Consider the following 16,350-nt stretch of genomic DNA (forward strand, 5'->3'; position numbering starts at 1 on the left):
GACACTTGCGCGTTTTTCAGCGGGTATTGGACGCTATTTTGCGACAAAATCCGACCGGCGTCCTGCCTGCCCTCCCGCCACTGCCCGTCAGCACTCCGATCTACCGGCCCCTTTTTGCCATGAATGCCCTGCCCGCCTCGCCCGAAACCGCACCGGCCCGCCCTCGCGACACCGAGCCGACCGAAGACAACATCCGCGCGCTCGTCTACGCGTTCTACGACCGCGTGCGCGCCGACCCGCTGCTCGGACCCGTGTTCGACGCGAAGCTGGCCGGCCGCTGGGACGACCACCTGCCGAAGATGGTCACGTTCTGGTCGAGCCTCGTACTCGGCACCAAAGGCTATCGCGGCAACGTGCAGCAGGCGCACCAGCCGCTCGACGGGATCGAGCCGGCCCATTTCAGCCGCTGGCTGGCGCTGTTCCTGAGGACCGTCGAGGCGCGCTACGCGCCGCCCGCGGCGATCCGCTTCATGGCGCCCGCGCTGCGGATCGCCCAGAGCCTGCAGTTGAGCCGGTTCGGCTGGGATTATCGGATTCCGCCCGAGCAGCAGGCGCTGCTCGATGCGATCGCGCCGCGCCGCCGCGACGCGGGCGACGATCCGCACGCGCTGCCGTCGCGTGCCCGCGGCGAACCGTTTCCGACGAAGATCGTCGGACGCAGCGCCGACCCGGACGCGTGACGCGCGGCCCGTGACGCCGGGCGCACCACCCGCGGCAGATCGACGCACCGCCTAGCGCGGCGTATTGCCCGACTCGACGCCCCAGCGCGCGAGCGCGGCATCGTCGGTGCTGCGCGCATCGACCCAGCGCTCGCCGTCCGGCGTCGTTTCCTTCTTCCAGAACGGCGCCTCGGTCTTCAGATAGTCCATCACGAATTCGCACGACGCGAACGCATCGCCGCGGTGCGACGCGACCGTCGCGACCATCACGATCTGGTCGAGCGGCAGCAGCCTGCCGACGCGATGCACGATCGCGACGTCGATGCCCGGCCAGCGCCGGCCGGCCTCGGCGGCAATCTTCTCGAGCGCCTTCTCGGTCATCCCCGGATAGTGCTCGAGCTCCATCGCGGCGACCGAATCGCCTTCGTTCAGGTCGCGCACCGTGCCGACGAAACACGCGACGGCGCCGATCTTCGGGTTGCGCGCGCGCAATGCCGCGACTTCGGCATTCAGATCGAAATCGTCGGCCTGGACTCGTACCGTTGCCATCGCGCGCCCCTCAGCCGCCCGTCACCGGCGGAAAGAACGCGACCTCGCAGCCTTCGGTGAGCCGCGTGTCGGGATCGGTCATCTCGTGGTTGCAGGCCATGCGCAGCGCGCGCCCCTCGGCGAGCGTCTCGGCCCATACGCCGCCGCGCACGCGCAACCAGGCGCGCACGTCGCCGACGGTCGTCACGCTGTCCGGCACGGTTGCCGCTTCGTCGGCGACACCCAGTGCCTCGCGCACGCTTGCAAAAAATTTCAGCTGAATCTTCATGGTTCGGGAAGCCGTCGCGTTACGACAGCAGTTCGGAAAACGGAATGAAACGGACGGTCTCGCCGGCGCTGATCACGTGCTGCGGCGGGTTGTCGATCAGGCCGTCGCCCCAGACCGTCGACGTCAGCACCGCCGAGCTCTGGTTCGGAAACAGGTCGAGCCCGCCGGCCGCGTTGACGCGCGCACGCAGGAATTCGTTGCGCCGGTCGCCCTTGCCTTGCGAAAAGTCCGCACGCAGCGACAGTGCGCGCGGCGCGACGTCACGCACGCCGGACAGGCGCAGCAGGAACGGCCGCACGAACAGCAGGAACGTGACGAAGCTCGACACGGGGTTGCCGGGCAAGCCGATGAAGTGCGCGTCCGCACGCTCGTCGCCGCGGCGCACCGCGCCGTACGCGAGCGGCTTGCCGGGCTTCATCGCGATCTGCCACAGCGCGAGCCGCCCTTCGGCCTCGACGGCGGGCTTTACGTGATCCTCGTCGCCGACCGATACGCCGCCGCTCGTCAGGATCACGTCGTGATCGCGCGCGGCCTCGCGCAGCGTGTCGCGCGTCGCGGCGAGCGAATCGGGCACGATCCCGTAGTCGGTCACGTGGCAGCCGAGCCGCTCCAGCAACCCGCGCAGCGTGAAGCGGTTCGAGTTGTAGATCGCGCCGGGCTTCAGCGGCTCGCCCGGCATCGTCAGTTCGTCGCCGGTGAAGAACACCGCGACGCGAATCCGCCGTGCGACCGACAGCTGCGCGCAGCCGACCGATGCGGCCAGGCCGAGCGCCTGCGGCGTGAGCCGCGTGCCGGCCGGCAGGATCACCGAACCCTGGCGGATGTCCGCGCCCTGCGCGGTGATCCATTCACCGGCCTTCGGCGTGTGCAGGATCTCGACCGCGTCGCCGTCGGCCGATGCCTGCTCCTGCATCACGACCGCGTCGGCGCCGGGCGGCACCGTTGCGCCGGTGAAGATCCGCGCGGCCGTGCCGGCCGCGAGCGGCCCAGCCGGATGGCCGGCCGGAATGCGCTGCGACACCGGCAACCGCCGATCGCCGTGCAGCAGGTCGGCGACGCGCACCGCATAGCCGTCCATCGCGCTCGTATGCATCGGCGGCACGTCGAGCGGCGAGCTCACGTCGGCGGCCAGCACGCGGCCGAGCGCATCGAGCGTGGCGACGGTCTCCGCGCCGGGCAGCGGCTTCGCGGCATCGAGCAGCGCGGCGAGCGCCTCGGCGGTCGACAGCATCGGCGCGCGCGGCGCCGCGGGATTCGGGTTCGACATCGATGGAATCGGGGATCGTTGGAGTCAATACGTCATTGTAGCGACGCCGTCGCACCGGCGCGCGATATGGCGGACATGCGAAAACTGTGATCGGCGCGAACGCGCGGGTCTGGCACTTGTTTCGCGCGACAGGCCATGCCCGGGCGCCAAACGAAACGGCCGGAACCCCGATCCGTTCGACGAATCGGCGTTCCGGCCGTCCCGCGCAGCCGGGCCCGCGGGCCCGGCCGTGCGTCATGCACCCGTATGGGCGACGATGAAGTCCTTCACCTGCCGGGCATCGGCCTTCACGACCTCGAAGCGCTGCGGCAGCGCCTCGAGCCCGTCGAACGCGGCCGGCCGCTCGGCTTCGCGATCGAGCGCCTCGCGGATCGTCTCGCCGAACTTGATCGGCTGCGCCGTCTCGAGCACGACCATCGGCACGCCGGCATCCAGGTGCTCGCGTGCGACCTTCACGCCGTCGGCCGTGTGCGTGTCGATCATCGTGTCGTAACGCGAGAACACGTCGCGAATCGTCGCGATCCGGTCGGCGTGGCTGCTGCGGCCCGACACGAAGCCGAACTCGGCGACGCGCGCGAAATCGCCGCTCGCCGCGAGATCGAAACCGCCCTTCTCCTCGACGTCGCGGAACAGCTGCATCACGCGCGCCGGATCGCGGCCGAGCAGGTCGAACACGAAACGCTCGAAATTCGACGCCTTCGAGATGTCCATGCTCGGGCTGCTCGTGTGATACGTATTCTCGGCGCTGCGCACGCGATACGCGCCCGTGCGGAAGAACTCGTCGAGCACGTCGTTCTCGTTGGTCGCGACCACGAGCTTCGCGATCGGCAGCCCCATCATCCGCGCGATGTGGCCCGCGCAGACGTTGCCGAAGTTGCCCGACGGCACCGTGAACGACACGCGCTCGTCGTTGGACTGCGTCGCCGCGAAGTAGCCCTTGAAGTAGTACACGACCTGCGCGACGACGCGCGCCCAGTTGATCGAATTGACCGTGCCGATCTTCTGCTGCGCCTTGAACGCGTGATCGTTCGACACGGCCTTCACGATGTCCTGGCAGTCATCGAACACGCCTTCCACCGCGAGATTGAAGATGTTCGGGTCCTGCAGGCTGAACATCTGGGCCGTCTGGAACGCGCTCATCTTCTTGTGCGGCGACAGCATGAACACGCGCACGCCGGCCTTGCCGCGCATCGCGTATTCGGCCGCGCTGCCCGTGTCGCCCGACGTCGCGCCGAGGATGTTCAGCGCTTCGCCGTGCTTCGCGAGCGTGTACTCGAACAGGTTGCCGAGCAACTGCATCGCCATGTCCTTGAACGCCAGCGTCGGGCCGTTCGACAGCTCGAGCAGCGACAGCGCCGCGCCATGCTCGGTGCCGAGCGTCTTCAGCGGCGTGATGTCGGACGCGTTCTCGCCGTGGCGCGTGTTGCGGTATACATCGGCCGTGTACGTGCGGCGCGTGATCGCGCGCAGGTCGTCGGCCGGCACGTCGTCGCAGAACTTCGACAGGATCTCGAACGCGAGATCCGCGTACGACAGCGTGCGCCAGCGCGCGAGCTCGTCGGCGGACACCCGCGGATACTCGGCCGGCAGGTAGAGCCCGCCGTCCTTCGCGAGACCGCCGAGCAGGATGTCGGAGAACGTATGGCGCTCGCCGATGCCGGCGCCGCGCGTGGAGATGTAGTTCATGTCGCTTTCCGTCCTCAGTTCAGCGCTTCCATGCGCAGCTTCGTCACCTTCGACACGACCGTCGCGAGGCGCTCGATCTGCGCGATCGCCGCATTGACGTTCTTCTCGACCGTTTCGTGCGTGATCAGGATGATGTCGGTTTCGCCCTTCGCGTCGTCGACCTGCTCCGACTCCTTCTGCAGCAGCGCGTCGATCGAGATGCCCGACGCGGCGAGGATGCGCGTGATGTCGGCCAGCACGCCGGTTTGATCGGCGACGCGCAGGCGCAGGTAGTAGCCGCTCGTCACTTCCTCGATCGGCAGGATCGGCGTGTTCGACAGGCTGTCCGGCTGGAACGCGAGATGCGGCACGCGATGCTCGGGGTCGGCCGTATGCAGGCGCGTGACGTCGACGAGATCCGCGACCACCGCCGACGCGGTCGGCTCCGCGCCCGCGCCCTTGCCGTAGTACAGCGTCGTGCCCACCGCATCGCCGTGCACGACGACCGCGTTCATCGCGCCCTCGACGTTCGCGAGCAGGCGCTTCTCCGGGATCAGCGTCGGGTGCACGCGCAGCTCGATGCCGTTCTCGGCGCGACGCGTGATGCCGAGCAGCTTGATCCGGTAGCCGAGCTCTTCCGCGTAGCGGATGTCGGTCGCGTCGAGCTTGCTGATGCCCTCGACGTAAGCGCGGTCGAACTGCACCGGCACGCCGAACGCGATCGCGCTCATGATCGTCGCCTTGTGCGCGGCGTCGACGCCTTCGATGTCGAAGGTCGGGTCGGCTTCCGCGTAGCCGAGTTCCTGCGCGGCCTTCAGCGCGGTCGCGAAATCGAGCCCGCGGTCGCGCATTTCCGACAGGATGTAGTTGGTCGTGCCGTTGATGATGCCCGCGATGTACTGGATGCGGTTTGCGGTCAGGCCTTCGCGCAGCGCCTTGATGATCGGGATGCCGCCGGCGACGGCCGCCTCGAACGCCACCATCACGCCCTTTTCGCGCGCGGCCTCGAAGATCTCGGTGCCGTGCACCGCGAGCAGCGCCTTGTTCGCCGTCACGACGTGCTTGCCGTTCGCGATCGCGCGCAGCACGAGCTCGCGCGCGATGCCCGTGCCGCCGATCATCTCGGCGATGATCGCGATCGACGGATCGTCGACGACCGAATTGAAATCGTCGGTGATCTGCGCGGCGGCGGCATCCCCGCCGAGCACGGCCTGCGCCTTGGCCGGATTACGCACGGCAATGCGCGCGACCTCGATGCCGCGCCCCGCGCGTCGCTTGATTTCTTCCTGGTTGCGGCGCAGCACCGTGAAGGTGCCGCTGCCCACCGTGCCGAAGCCCAACAGGCCAACTTTGATCGGTTCCATGCTGCGTGTGATCGATGAGTAAGAAGTAGTGAATTCCGCGTGACCCTGGCCGCTCAGGCCGAGTGGCGCTTGCGGTAGCCGTCGAGGAAGCGTGCGATCCGGTTGATCGAATCGGTCAGGTCGTCGAGGTTCGGCAGGAAGACCACGCGGAAGTGGTCCGGCGTCTCCCAGTTGAAACCCGTGCCCTGCACCAGCAGCACACGCTCCTCGAGCAACAGGTCGAGAATGAACTGCTGGTCGTTCTGGATCGGGTAGAGCTTCGGGTCGAGGCGCGGGAACATGTACAGCGCGGCCTGCGGCTTCACGCAAGTCACGCCCGGGATCGACGTCAGCATGTCGTACGCGAGCTCGCGCTGCTTGTACAGGCGCCCGCTCGGCACGATGAGTTCGTTGATGCTCTGGTAGCCGCCGAGCGCCGTCTGGATCGCGAACTGCCCGGGCACGTTCGCGCACAGGCGCATCGACGACAGGATACCCAGCCCCTCGAGGTAATCCTTCGCGCGCCGGCGGTTGTCGCCGCCGAGGCCCGACACGGCCATCCAGCCCGCGCGGTAGCCGCACGAGCGATAGCTCTTCGACAGGCTGTTGAACGTGACGGTGATCACGTCCTCCGACAGCGAACCCATCGCGGTGTGCTCGAGGCCGTCGTAGACGATCTTGTCGTAGACCTCGTCGGCGAACACGATCAGCCCGTGCTGGCGCGCGATCTCAAGCAGCTCGAGCAGCAATTCGTCGGAGTAAAGCGCGCCCGTCGGGTTGTTCGGGTTGATCACGACGATCGCCTTCGTGTTCGGCGTGATCTTGCTGCGGATGTCGTCGAGATCGGGCATCCACGCGTTCTGCTCGTCGCACACGTAGTGCACCGGCGTGCCGCCCGACAGGCTCACCGCGGCCGTCCACAGCGGGTAGTCGGGCGCGGGCAGCAGCACTTCGTCGCCGTCGTTCAGCAGCGCCTGGGTCGCCATCACGATCAGCTCGGACGCGCCGTTGCCGATGTAGATGTCGTCGAGGCCGACGCCCACGACGCCCTTTTCCTGCGTGTAGTGCATCACGGCCTTGCGCGCCGAGAACACGCCCTTCGAATCGGAATAACCCGACGACGACGGCAGGTTGCGGATCATGTCCTGGATGATCTCGTCCGGCGCGTCGAAACCGAACGGCGCGAGGTTGCCGATGTTCAGCTTGATGATGCGGTGGCCTTCTTCCTCGAGGCGCTTCGCGTGCTCGAGCACCGGGCCACGGATGTCGTAGCAGACGTTGAGCAGCTTGTTCGACTTCTGAATCGGTTTCACGACGACACGGTTCCTGGGTTGGCCTTGCGGCCGGGGGGACGGGATCAAAACTGGAAAGCGGCCGGTCTGTGCGCGCTGTCTAGACTGGAAAAAAGCGGGCGGTCGGACGCGGCTTGTGGCGACGCACGACGCAAGTGGCGCCCGGGGGCGGCCAAAAAGTTATAATTTAGCGGATTTTGGCCGACTTTCGCAATGCACCATAGCCGCGCCGGGCCCGCGCCGTCAGGCGTCCCCATGTGGCCAGGCGCGCGAAACCGGCCATCCGGGCCCCTGCGGCCCTTGCGATACATGCCCTTACGGAACCGCGGAATACCGATTTGAAACTGCACCAGGACACGAGCGGCGCGCTCAATACCGTCACCGGCTACGGCCCCGATTACGTCGACGTCAATCTCGAACGCCATGAAACGAGCGTCATCGTGCTGCCCGGCGCGCCGGTCCAGGCATGGCCGGTGTCGTCGTTCGACGCGCTCGCGCCCGAGCATTTCGCGATGCTGCTCGACCCGACGCCCGAGCTCGTGATCTTCGGCAGCGGCGCGCGGCTGCGCTTCCCGCACCCGCGGCTCGTCGCGGCGCTCACGGCGAAGCGGATCGGCGTCGAGACGATGGATTTCCAGGCGGCCTGCCGCACCTACAACATCCTGATGGCCGAGGGCCGCAAAGTCGCCGCCGCGCTCTTAATTGAACGTTAATCCCCGATGCGGTAAAACTCGGGCCGGCGCAACGGGTCGATCCCCCGATCGGTCCGGCCAGGCCGCCCGCCGCCGGCACAACCCGCCGGCGGCCCGTCACCCCAACCAACAGGCTGAAAATCCATGAACGATACGCCCTCGAGGCTACCGCTCAACCGCATCACGCTCGTCCTCCTGATCGTCGCGCTCGCGATCGTCTGGTTCGCGCCGCTCGGGCTGCGCCACCTGATCCCGAGCGACGAAGGCCGCTACGCGGAAATGGCGCGCGAGATGTTCGTCACCGGCGACTGGATCACGCCGCGCTACAACGGCTACAAGTACTTCGAGAAGCCGCCGCTGCAGACCTGGCTGAATGCGCTGACCTTCGCGTGGTTCGGCATCGGCGAATGGCAGGCGCGCCTCTACACGGCCGTCGCGAGCTTCGCCGGCGTGCTGCTCGTCGGCTACACCGGCGCGCGCCTGTTCAACCCGCTGTCGGGCTTCCTCGCGGCCGTCGTGCTCGCGAGCTCGCCGTACTGGAACCTGATGGGCCACTTCAACGCGCTCGACATGGGGCTCGCGTTCTGGATGGCGCTGTCGCTCTGCTCGCTGCTGCTCGCGCAGCGGCCCGGGCTGCGCCCCGCCGCGGTGCGCGGCTGGATGTGGGCATGCTGGGCCGCGATGGCGCTCGCGGTGCTGTCCAAGGGCCTCGTCGGCCTGATCCTGCCCGGCGCCGTGCTCGTGCTCTATACGCTGATCGCGCGCGACTGGGCGCTGTGGAAGCGCCTGTACCTGGTCAGCGGCCTCGTGATCTTCTTCGCGATCGTCACGCCGTGGTTCGTGCTGGTGCAGCAGCGCAACCCCGAGTTCTTCAACTTCTTCTTCATCGTCCAGCAGTTCCGCCGGTACCTGACCCCGGAACAGAACCGCCCGGGCCCGCTGTACTACTTCGTGCCGGTGCTGCTGGTCGGCTTCCTGCCGTGGCTGTCGGTCGCGTGGCAGAGCATCCGCCATGCGCTGCGGATGCCGCGCCAGCCAAACGGCTTCTCGCCGATGCTGGTGCTGCTGATCTGGAGCGCCTTCATCTTCCTGTTCTTCAGCACGTCGCATTCGAAGCTGATCTCGTACGTGCTGCCGGTCGCGCCGGCGCTCGCGCTGATCATCGGCGCGTACCTGCCGCTGATGACGGCCGACCGGTTCCGCCGCCACCTGCTCGGCTACCTCGTGTTCTTCGTCGCCGCGGCGTTCGGGATCATCTTCCTCGCGTACCAGGGCGATGCCCGCACGCCGAACGCGCTGTACCGCGCGTTCCAGATGTGGCTGTACGCGGGCCTCGCGGTCTCGGCCGCGCTGACGCTCGCGGCCGCGTGGCTGAACCGCCGGACGGGCGCGGCCGCCGCGCTCGCCGCGTTCGGCGCCGCATGGCTCGCGTTCGGCACGATCGGCGGCACCGGGCACGACGAGTTCGGCCGCTACAGCTCGGGCGCGCTGCTCGCGCCGGCCGTGCGCGCCGAACTGGCGAAGCTGCCGCCCGACACGCCGTTCTACTCGATCGAGATGCTCGACCATACGTTCCCGTTCTACATGGGCCACACGACGATCATGGTCCAGCGCCAGGACGAGCTCGCGTTCGGGATCTCGATGGAGCCGAACAAGTGGATTCCGACGGTCGACGAATGGATCGCGCGCTGGAAGCAGGAAACCCATGCGCTCGCGATCATGCCGCCCGGCCAGTACGACGCGCTGGTCAGCCAAGGTGTGCCGATGCGCGTGATCGCGCGCGACAACCGCCGCGTGATCGTCGAGAAACCGCAATCGTAAGGACGCCCCTCGCATGAATCCCGTTTCGTTCGTCTGCATCATCACCGGCGTGATGCTCAACGCCTGTGCGCAACTGCTGCTGAAAGCCGGCGTCAACGCCGTCGGGCACTTCGAATTCAGCCGTGCGAACATCCTCCCGGTCGGCCTGAAGATCGCGACCCAGCTGCCGATCATCGGCGGCCTCGGCTGCTACGTGCTGAGCGTCGTGGTCTGGATTCTCGGGCTGTCGCGGGTCGACGTGTCGATCGCGTACCCGATGCTGTCGCTCGGCTACGTGGTCAACGCGTTCGCGGCGTGGTACCTGTTCGGCGAGGTGCTGTCGGTCCAGCGGCTCGTCGGGATCGGCATCATCCTGATCGGCGTGCTCGTGCTCGCGCGCAGTTGAGCATGCCCCGCGGCGTTAAGTGTCCGCCTACAAAAAATCACGGTGCGAATCCGCCAACCGGTGTTTAATGCCGGTTTCGGGCGGATCGCCCGACCCTTTTATTACACGCCATTACAGGCCAACGCGTTCATGAGCCAGACTACCGCTCCGTTTCTGCCGTTCACCCGACCGGAAATCGACGAGGAAACCATCCAGGGCGTCGTCGACGTGCTGCGCTCGGGCTGGATCACCACCGGCCCGCAATGCCAGAAATTCGAGGCCGCGCTGTCCGACTACTGCGGCGGGCGGCCGGTCCGCGCGTTCAATTCGGGCACCTGCACGCTCGAGATCGGCCTGCGCATCGCGGGCGTCGGTGCCGGCGACGAGGTGATCACGACGCCGGCGTCGTGGGTCTCGACCAGCAACGTGATCATCGAAACGGGCGCGACGCCCGTGTTCGCCGACATCGATCCCGTCACGCGCAACATCGACCTCGACAAGCTCGAGCAGGCGATCACGCCGCGCACGAAGGCGATCATCCCCGTGTTCCTGTCCGGCCTGCCGGTCGACATGGACCGCCTGTACGCGATCGCGCGCGCGCACAAGCTGCGCGTGATCGAGGACGCCGCGCAGGCGTTCGGCTCGACGTGGAACGGCAAGCGCATCGGCGCGATCGGCGACATCGTGTCGTTCAGCTTCCACGCGAACAAGAACCTGACGACGATCGAAGGCGGCGCGCTGGTGCTGAACAACGAGGACGAAGCGACACTCGCGCAGAAGTACCGGCTGCAGGGCATCACGCGCACCGGCTTCGACGGGATGGACTGCGACGTGCTCGGCGGCAAGTACAACCTGACCGACGTCGCCGCCCGCGTCGGCCTCGGCCAGCTGCCGCACATCGAACGCTTCACCGCGCAGCGCCGCGCGCTCGCCCGCGCGTATTTCGCCGCGTTCGACGGCGGCGCGGCCGTGAAGCTCGGCGTCGGCCTGCCGGTTGCCGACTTCGCGAACAGCAACTGGCACATGTTCCTGATCACGCTGCCGCTCGAGCGGCTGACGATCACGCGCGCCGAATTCATGGCGCAGCTGAAGGAACGCGGCATCGGCACGGGCATCCACTACCCGGCGATCCATCTTTTCACGCTGTACCGTGCGCGCGGCTTCAAGGAGGGCATGTTCCCCCACGCCGAACGGTACGGCGCGTCGACCGTCACGCTGCCGCTGTTCACGCAGATGACGGAAGGCGACGTGCGTCGCGTGGTCGACGCCATCAACCAGATTTGTGAACAATACGGAAAATAAGCGTACATGAGTCACCTTGAAGCACGCGCCGGGCATCCGGGGGCCGGCCATCCGGTCGCCGGGCACCTGGACGCCGGTCGGCCCGAAGTCTCGGTCATCATCCCCGTATACAACGAGGAAGACGGCCTCGCCGCGCTGTTCGCGCGGCTGTATCCGGCGCTCGACGCACTCGACACGTCGTATGAAGTGATCCTGATCAACGACGGCAGCCGCGACCGCTCGGCCGCGATGCTCGCCGATCAGTTCCACGTACGGCCCGACACGACGCGCGTCGTGCTGCTCAACGGCAACTACGGTCAGCACATGGCCATCCTCGCGGGCTTCGCGCAGTCGCGCGGCGAGATCGTCATCACGCTCGACGCCGACCTGCAGAACCCGCCCGAGGAAATCGGCAAGCTGATCGCGAAGATGCGCGAGGGCTACGACTACGTCGGCTCGATCCGCAAGCAGCGCCAGGACAGCCTGTGGCGGCGCAAGGCGTCGCAGATGATGAACCGGCTGCGCGAGCGCATCACGCGCATCAAGATGACCGACCAGGGCTGCATGCTGCGCGCATACAGCCGCCGCATCATCGACACGATCAACGTGTGCGGCGAAGTCAACACGTTCATCCCCGCGCTCGCGTACACGTTCGCGCAAAAGCCGACCGAAATCGAGGTCGCGCACGAGGAACGCTTCGCAGGCGAATCGAAGTATTCGCTGTACAGCCTGATCCGGCTGAACTTCGACCTCGTGACCGGCTTCTCGGTCGTGCCGCTGCAGTGGCTGTCGTTCATCGGCGTGATCCTGTCGCTCGGCTCCGCCGCGCTGTTCGTGCTGCTGCTCGTGCGCCGCTTCATCGTCGGCGCGGAAGTGCAAGGCGTGTTCACGCTGTTCGCCATTACGTTCTTCCTGCTCGGCGTGATCATCTTCGCGCTCGGCCTGCTCGGCGAGTACGTCGGCCGCATCTACCAGCAGGTGCGCGCACGGCCGCGCTACCTGATCCAGGCCGTGCTCGAGCAGCACGACGGCGTGCCGCCGGTGCCGGCCGACGCGAACCGCACGGGAGCCCGGCAATGAAGCCGCGCGCGGTCGTCTTCGCGTATCACAACGTCGGCGTGCGCTGCCTGCAGGTGCTGCTCGCGCGCGGCGTCGACGTCGCGCTCGTCGTCACGCACGAGGACAACCCGAACGAGAACATCTGGTTCGGCAGTGTCGCGTCCGTCGCGGCCGAGCACGGCATCCCGGTCGTCACGCCGGCCGATCCCGCCGATCCGGCGCTGCGCCGCGCGGTATCCGACGCGCGGCCCGACTTCATCTTCTCGTTCTACTACCGGCACATGCTGCCGGTGGACCTGCTCGCGATCGCGCCGCGCGGCGCGTACAACATGCACGGTTCGCTGCTGCCGAAATACCGGGGTCGGGTACCGACCAACTGGGCCGTGCTGAACGGCGAGACCGAAACCGGCGCGACGCTGCACGAGATGGCCGCGAAGCCCGACGCGGGCGCGATCATCGGCCAGACCGCGGTGCCGATCCTGCCGGACGACACGGCCGCGCAGGTGTTCGACAAGGTCACGGTGGCCGCCGAACAGACGCTCTGGCGCGTGCTGCCCGCGCTGCTCGCCGGCGAGGCGGCGCACCTGCCGAACGACCTGTCGAGCGGCAGCTACTACGGCGGGCGCAAGCCCGAGGACGGCCGCGTCGACTGGTCGAAACCGGCCGCGCAGGTCTACAACCTGGTGCGCGCGGTCGCGCCCCCGTATCCGGGCGCGTTCACGGACGTCGACGGCACGCGTTTCGTGATCGCGCGCGCACGTCTCGCGGCGCCCGGCAGCGCGGCAGCGGCCGCCGCGGCGGATTTGCCGCCCGGCCTGCACGTAAGCGATAATGCGCTATTCGGCGTCTGCGGCGACAGCCGCGCCTTGTCCATTCTCGAGCTGTGGCAGCAGCGCGACGGCAGCGAAACCGTCGTGACGCCCGCGGAATTCGCGCAGTTCATTCATTCTTCCCGTCATTCATGAAAGCAAAAAAAGTCCTGATCCTGGGTGTGAACGGCTTCATCGGCCATCACCTGTCGAAGCGCATTCTTGAAACCACCGATTGGGAAGTGTTCGGCATGGACATGCAGACCGATCGGCTGGGCGACCTCGTCAACCACGAGCGGATGCATTTCTTCGAAGGCGACATCACGATCAACAAGGAGTGGGTCGAGTATCACGTGAAGAAGTGCGACGTGATCCTGCCGCTCGTCGCGATCGCGACGCCGGCCACCTACGTCCAGCAGCCGCTGCGCGTGTTCGAGCTCGACTTCGAGGCGAACCTGCCGATCGTGCGTTCGGCCGTCAAGTACGGCAAGCACCTCGTGTTCCCGTCGACCTCCGAGGTCTACGGCATGTGCTCGGACGAGCAGTTCGATCCGGACGCGTCGGCACTCACCTACGGCCCGATCAACAAGCCGCGCTGGATCTACGCATGCTCGAAGCAGCTGATGGACCGCGTGATCTGGGGTTACGGGATGGAAGGCCTGAACTTCACGCTGTTCCGCCCGTTCAACTGGATCGGCCCGGGCCTCGACTCGATCTACACGCCGAAGGAAGGCAGCTCGCGCGTGGTCACGCAGTTCCTCGGCCACATCGTGCGCGGCGAGAACATCAGCCTCGTCGACGGCGGCTCGCAGAAGCGCGCGTTCACCGACATCGGCGACGGCATCAGCGCGCTGATGAAGATCATCGAGAACAAGGACGGCGTCGCGTCGGGCAAGATCTACAACATCGGGAATCCGAAGAACAACTTCTCGGTTCGCGAACTCGCGCACAAGATGCTCGAACTGGCCGCGGAATTCCCCGAGTACGCCGACTCGGCCAAGCAGGTGAAGCTCGTCGAAACGACGTCCGGCGCCTACTACGGCAACGGCTACCAGGACGTGCAGAACCGCGTGCCGAAGATCGACAACACGATGCAGGAGCTCGGCTGGGCGCCGCAGGCGACGTTCGACGACGCGCTGCGCAACATCTTCGAGGCGTATCGCGGCCACGTCGCCGACGCGCGCGCGCTCGTCGAACAACAAGGCTGACCGGGACGTTCGCTTGGCTCGTATCGTCCTCAAGATCGACGTCGACACGCTGCGCGGCACACGCGAAGGCGTGCCGAACCTCGCGCGCATCTTCGATCGCTTCAGCGCGCGCGCGACCTTCCTCTTCAGCCTCGGGCCCGATCACACCGGCTGGGCGCTGCGGCGGGTGTTCCGCCCGGGTTTCCTGAAGAAGGTGTCGCGCACGTCGGTGGTCGAACACTACGGCGTGAAGCAGCTGATGTACGGCGTGCTGCTGCCGGGCCCCGACATCGGCCGCCGCGCGATCGCCGACATGCGCGCGATCCACGAGGCCGGCTTCGAATGCGGGATCCACACGTGGGATCACGTGTACTGGCAGGACAACGTCCGTGCGCGCGATCGCGACTGGACCGCGCGTGAAATGCAGAAGAGTCACGCGCGCTTCATCGAGATCTTCGGCGCGCCGCCCGTCACGCACGGCGCGGCCGGCTGGCAGATGAACGATGCCGCGTTCGAGCAGATCGACGCGTGGGGCATGCGCTACGCCTCCGACGGGCGCGGCCACTCGCCGTACCTGCCGGTCGTCGGCGGCCGCACGCTGTCGCACGTGCAGATGCCGACCACGCTGCCGACGCTCGACGAAGTGCTCGGCATCGACGGCGTCGACACGCACAACGTCGCCGCGCACCTCCTCAAGTTCACCGAAACCAATCCGCACGACCAGGTGTTCACGCTGCATGCGGAACTGGAAGGCCAGAAGCTCGCGCCCGTGTTCGAGCAGCTGCTCGCCGGCTGGCGCGCGCAAGGCCACACGTTTGCGACGATGGGCGACTACCACGCGACGCTGGACCGCGACACGCTGCCATCGTACCCTGTCACGTGGGGCGAAATCCCCGGCCGCTCCGGCGAACTGATCGTCCAGCCCGACTGAGTCCGCGCGCGAGCCGGCGGCGCCCGCAGCGCCCTGCCGCGCGTTGCCGGGACGCCGCACCGCGCCGCCGCAGCGGCGCCTTTCCATAACAACAGGAGAAACACGTGTCTGTCGAAGTTGACCGTCAAGTTCCCGATTTCACCGCACCGGCCACGGGCGGCGACATTTCGCTGTCCGACCTGAAAGGCAAGAAGCTCGTGCTGTACTTCTATCCGAAGGACAACACGCCGGGCTGCACGACCGAAGGGCTGCAGTTCCGCGATCTCTATCCGAAGTTCAAGAAAGCCGGTGCGGAAGTCATCGGCGTGTCGCGCGACAGCCTGCGCTCGCATGACAACTTCAAGGCAAAGCTCGAACTGCCGTTCCCGCTGATCTCCGATGCCGACGAAGCGCTGTGCGCGCTGTTCGATGTCATCAAGATGAAGAAGATGTATGGCAAGGAAGTGCGCGGAATCGAGCGCTCGACGTTCCTGATCGACGCCGACGGCGTGCTCCGTCAGGCATGGCGCGGCATCAAGGTGCCGGGTCACGTGGACGACGTGCTAAGTGCTGTACAAGCGCTTTGAGGCGCGTTATATTGGGCCGCAATGAATGCCCGTTCGATCCATATTTCTCGTAGCTGCGCCGGTGCTCGATGCGATGCTTCCCGGCACCTGACGCGCATCACGACATCAGCCGAGCCGCATGTCCCTGTCGACGGGGCAGCGGCTTTTTTTATGGATTGCGCGCCGGCCTTCCCGGTCCGGCCCTAACCGCATCAAGGAGCTGATCGACACTTAGGCGAACCGGCTAGACGAATTTCCTGTGCGCCACCGCGCGCAAACTGCGTCTACGTCACGCAGGATGCGATCAGCGGCGCACGCCATGCGACACGATTCCTCCCGAGGGACACCATGCCTTTGCCTACCCCCCCCAGCAAGCTCGGCAGCCTGCTGCCGCCCGACGAATACAAGGCGAAAGCGCGGCCCGCGAAAGCCGCGAAGAAATCCGCCGAAGGGGACGCATCCACAGCCGGTGACTATGGTCCGGCCAGCGTGGCCCAACCGATGATCGAAGCCGCGAACACGGCCGCGCCGCTGCGTGCCGTCGCGTCTTCGGCGCCTGATGCCGCACCCGCGCGCGGCCGCAAGACCAAGCAGACGGCCGCGCTGCTGCAGCCGATG

16 protein-coding genes and 2 pseudogenes are annotated in these 16,350 nt (G+C 67.0%); 11 read left to right on the top strand and 7 right to left on the bottom strand.

Annotation, left to right across the window (positions count from 1 at the left end; genetic code table 11):
* Positions 1-119: 119 nt before the first annotated feature.
* Complete coding sequence (locus G3N62_RS19150) at positions 120-680, top strand: group III truncated hemoglobin (protein WP_034188667.1); 561 nt, start codon at positions 120-122, stop codon at positions 678-680.
* A 51-nt stretch (positions 681-731) separates the two neighbouring features.
* On the opposite strand, the gene G3N62_RS19155 is transcribed toward G3N62_RS19150, so the two are convergent.
* The 6 genes from G3N62_RS19155 to G3N62_RS19180 all read right to left on the bottom strand — a co-directional run bounded on the left by G3N62_RS19155 (position 732) and on the right by G3N62_RS19180 (position 7,064).
* Complete coding sequence (locus tag G3N62_RS19155; RefSeq protein WP_034188668.1) at positions 732-1,208, bottom strand: molybdenum cofactor biosynthesis protein MoaE; 477 nt, start codon at positions 1,206-1,208, stop codon at positions 732-734.
* Between the two features lie 10 nt (positions 1,209-1,218).
* Positions 1,219-1,476: a molybdopterin converting factor subunit 1 gene (gene moaD / locus G3N62_RS19160; RefSeq protein ID WP_034188669.1), complete on the bottom strand. Its 258-nt coding sequence runs from the start codon at positions 1,474-1,476 to the stop codon at positions 1,219-1,221.
* A gap of 19 nt (positions 1,477-1,495) precedes the next feature.
* A complete protein-coding gene (gene glp, locus G3N62_RS19165) occupies positions 1,496-2,743 on the bottom strand; it encodes a gephyrin-like molybdotransferase Glp (protein WP_034188670.1) in 1,248 nt (415 codons plus the stop codon).
* 234 nt (positions 2,744-2,977) lie between these two features.
* Positions 2,978-4,429 (bottom strand): threonine synthase, encoded by a 1,452-nt coding sequence (gene thrC / locus G3N62_RS19170; RefSeq protein WP_069245638.1) that lies wholly within the window; start codon positions 4,427-4,429, stop codon positions 2,978-2,980.
* Between the two features lie 14 nt (positions 4,430-4,443).
* Positions 4,444-5,772, bottom strand: a complete 1,329-nt coding sequence (locus G3N62_RS19175) for a homoserine dehydrogenase (RefSeq protein WP_049032681.1) — start codon at positions 5,770-5,772, stop codon at positions 4,444-4,446.
* Positions 5,773-5,825: 53 nt separating this feature from the next.
* Positions 5,826-7,064 carry a pyridoxal phosphate-dependent aminotransferase gene (locus tag G3N62_RS19180; protein ID WP_124669690.1) on the bottom strand — a complete coding sequence of 413 codons (1,239 nt, stop codon included), beginning with the start codon at positions 7,062-7,064 and terminating at the stop codon, positions 5,826-5,828.
* 317 nt (positions 7,065-7,381) lie between these two features.
* On the opposite strand from G3N62_RS19180, the gene G3N62_RS19185 reads away from it, so the two are divergent.
* The 9 genes from G3N62_RS19185 (at position 7,382) to G3N62_RS19225 (ending at position 15,753) form a co-directional block, all read left to right on the top strand.
* Positions 7,382-7,756, top strand: coding sequence for an Mth938-like domain-containing protein (locus G3N62_RS19185; RefSeq protein WP_012328660.1), 375 nt, complete (start codon positions 7,382-7,384; stop codon positions 7,754-7,756).
* Positions 7,757-7,879: 123 nt separating this feature from the next.
* Positions 7,880-9,556: a glycosyltransferase family 39 protein gene (locus G3N62_RS19190; RefSeq protein ID WP_059561650.1), complete on the top strand. Its 1,677-nt coding sequence runs from the start codon at positions 7,880-7,882 to the stop codon at positions 9,554-9,556.
* Positions 9,557-9,569: 13 nt separating this feature from the next.
* Positions 9,570-9,941 carry an SMR family transporter gene (locus tag G3N62_RS19195; protein WP_034188675.1) on the top strand — a complete coding sequence of 124 codons (372 nt, stop codon included), beginning with the start codon at positions 9,570-9,572 and terminating at the stop codon, positions 9,939-9,941.
* Positions 9,942-10,070: 129 nt separating this feature from the next.
* Complete coding sequence (locus G3N62_RS19200; RefSeq protein ID WP_034188676.1) at positions 10,071-11,222, top strand: DegT/DnrJ/EryC1/StrS aminotransferase family protein; 1,152 nt, start codon at positions 10,071-10,073, stop codon at positions 11,220-11,222.
* 6 nt (positions 11,223-11,228) lie between these two features.
* Positions 11,229-12,281 (top strand): glycosyltransferase, encoded by a 1,053-nt coding sequence (locus G3N62_RS19205; RefSeq protein WP_185733063.1) that lies wholly within the window; start codon positions 11,229-11,231, stop codon positions 12,279-12,281.
* Entirely contained in the window at positions 12,278-13,225 is a 948-nt protein-coding gene (locus G3N62_RS19210) for a formyltransferase (RefSeq protein ID WP_034188678.1), read from the top strand. Before G3N62_RS19205 ends, G3N62_RS19210 begins: the two co-directional genes overlap by 4 nt.
* A complete protein-coding gene (locus G3N62_RS19215; protein ID WP_006482864.1) occupies positions 13,222-14,277 on the top strand; it encodes a bifunctional UDP-4-keto-pentose/UDP-xylose synthase in 1,056 nt (351 codons plus the stop codon). Before G3N62_RS19210 ends, G3N62_RS19215 begins: the two co-directional genes overlap by 4 nt.
* Before the next feature lie 13 nt (positions 14,278-14,290).
* Positions 14,291-15,187: a polysaccharide deacetylase family protein gene (locus tag G3N62_RS19220; protein WP_034188679.1), complete on the top strand. Its 897-nt coding sequence runs from the start codon at positions 14,291-14,293 to the stop codon at positions 15,185-15,187.
* 104 nt (positions 15,188-15,291) lie between these two features.
* Complete coding sequence (locus G3N62_RS19225) at positions 15,292-15,753, top strand: peroxiredoxin (protein WP_006756046.1); 462 nt, start codon at positions 15,292-15,294, stop codon at positions 15,751-15,753.
* A 191-nt stretch (positions 15,754-15,944) separates the two neighbouring features.
* On the opposite strand, the pseudogene G3N62_RS36430 reads toward G3N62_RS19225, so the two are convergent.
* Positions 15,945-16,209: pseudogene (locus G3N62_RS36430) on the bottom strand (hypothetical protein).
* Here G3N62_RS36430 and G3N62_RS19230 point away from each other — a divergent pair.
* A pseudogene (locus tag G3N62_RS19230) lies at positions 16,120-16,350 on the top strand (PhoH family protein); the annotation flags it as partial. The pseudogenes G3N62_RS36430 and G3N62_RS19230 sit on opposite strands and share 90 nt — an antisense overlap.

Source organism: Burkholderia sp. Tr-20355, from assembly GCF_017104685.1.
GTDB classification, from domain to species: Bacteria; Pseudomonadota; Gammaproteobacteria; order Burkholderiales; family Burkholderiaceae; genus Burkholderia; species Burkholderia seminalis.

Coding starts and splice junctions, on each gene's coding strand:
- G3N62_RS19210 (WP_034188678.1), top strand. CDS start 12,278: ATGAAGCCGCGCGCGGTCGTCTTCGCGTATCACAACGTCGGCGTGCGC.
- G3N62_RS19175 (WP_049032681.1), bottom strand. CDS start 5,772: ATGGAACCGATCAAAGTTGGCCTGTTGGGCTTCGGCACGGTGGGCAGC.
- thrC (WP_069245638.1), bottom strand. CDS start 4,429: ATGAACTACATCTCCACGCGCGGCGCCGGCATCGGCGAGCGCCATACG.
- G3N62_RS19200 (WP_034188676.1), top strand. CDS start 10,071: ATGAGCCAGACTACCGCTCCGTTTCTGCCGTTCACCCGACCGGAAATC.
- glp (WP_034188670.1), bottom strand. CDS start 2,743: ATGTCGAACCCGAATCCCGCGGCGCCGCGCGCGCCGATGCTGTCGACC.
- G3N62_RS19205 (WP_185733063.1), top strand. CDS start 11,229: ATGAGTCACCTTGAAGCACGCGCCGGGCATCCGGGGGCCGGCCATCCG.
- G3N62_RS19215 (WP_006482864.1), top strand. CDS start 13,222: ATGAAAGCAAAAAAAGTCCTGATCCTGGGTGTGAACGGCTTCATCGGC.
- G3N62_RS19150 (WP_034188667.1), top strand. CDS start 120: ATGAATGCCCTGCCCGCCTCGCCCGAAACCGCACCGGCCCGCCCTCGC.
- G3N62_RS19190 (WP_059561650.1), top strand. CDS start 7,880: ATGAACGATACGCCCTCGAGGCTACCGCTCAACCGCATCACGCTCGTC.
- G3N62_RS19195 (WP_034188675.1), top strand. CDS start 9,570: ATGAATCCCGTTTCGTTCGTCTGCATCATCACCGGCGTGATGCTCAAC.
- moaD (WP_034188669.1), bottom strand. CDS start 1,476: ATGAAGATTCAGCTGAAATTTTTTGCAAGCGTGCGCGAGGCACTGGGT.
- G3N62_RS19155 (WP_034188668.1), bottom strand. CDS start 1,208: ATGGCAACGGTACGAGTCCAGGCCGACGATTTCGATCTGAATGCCGAA.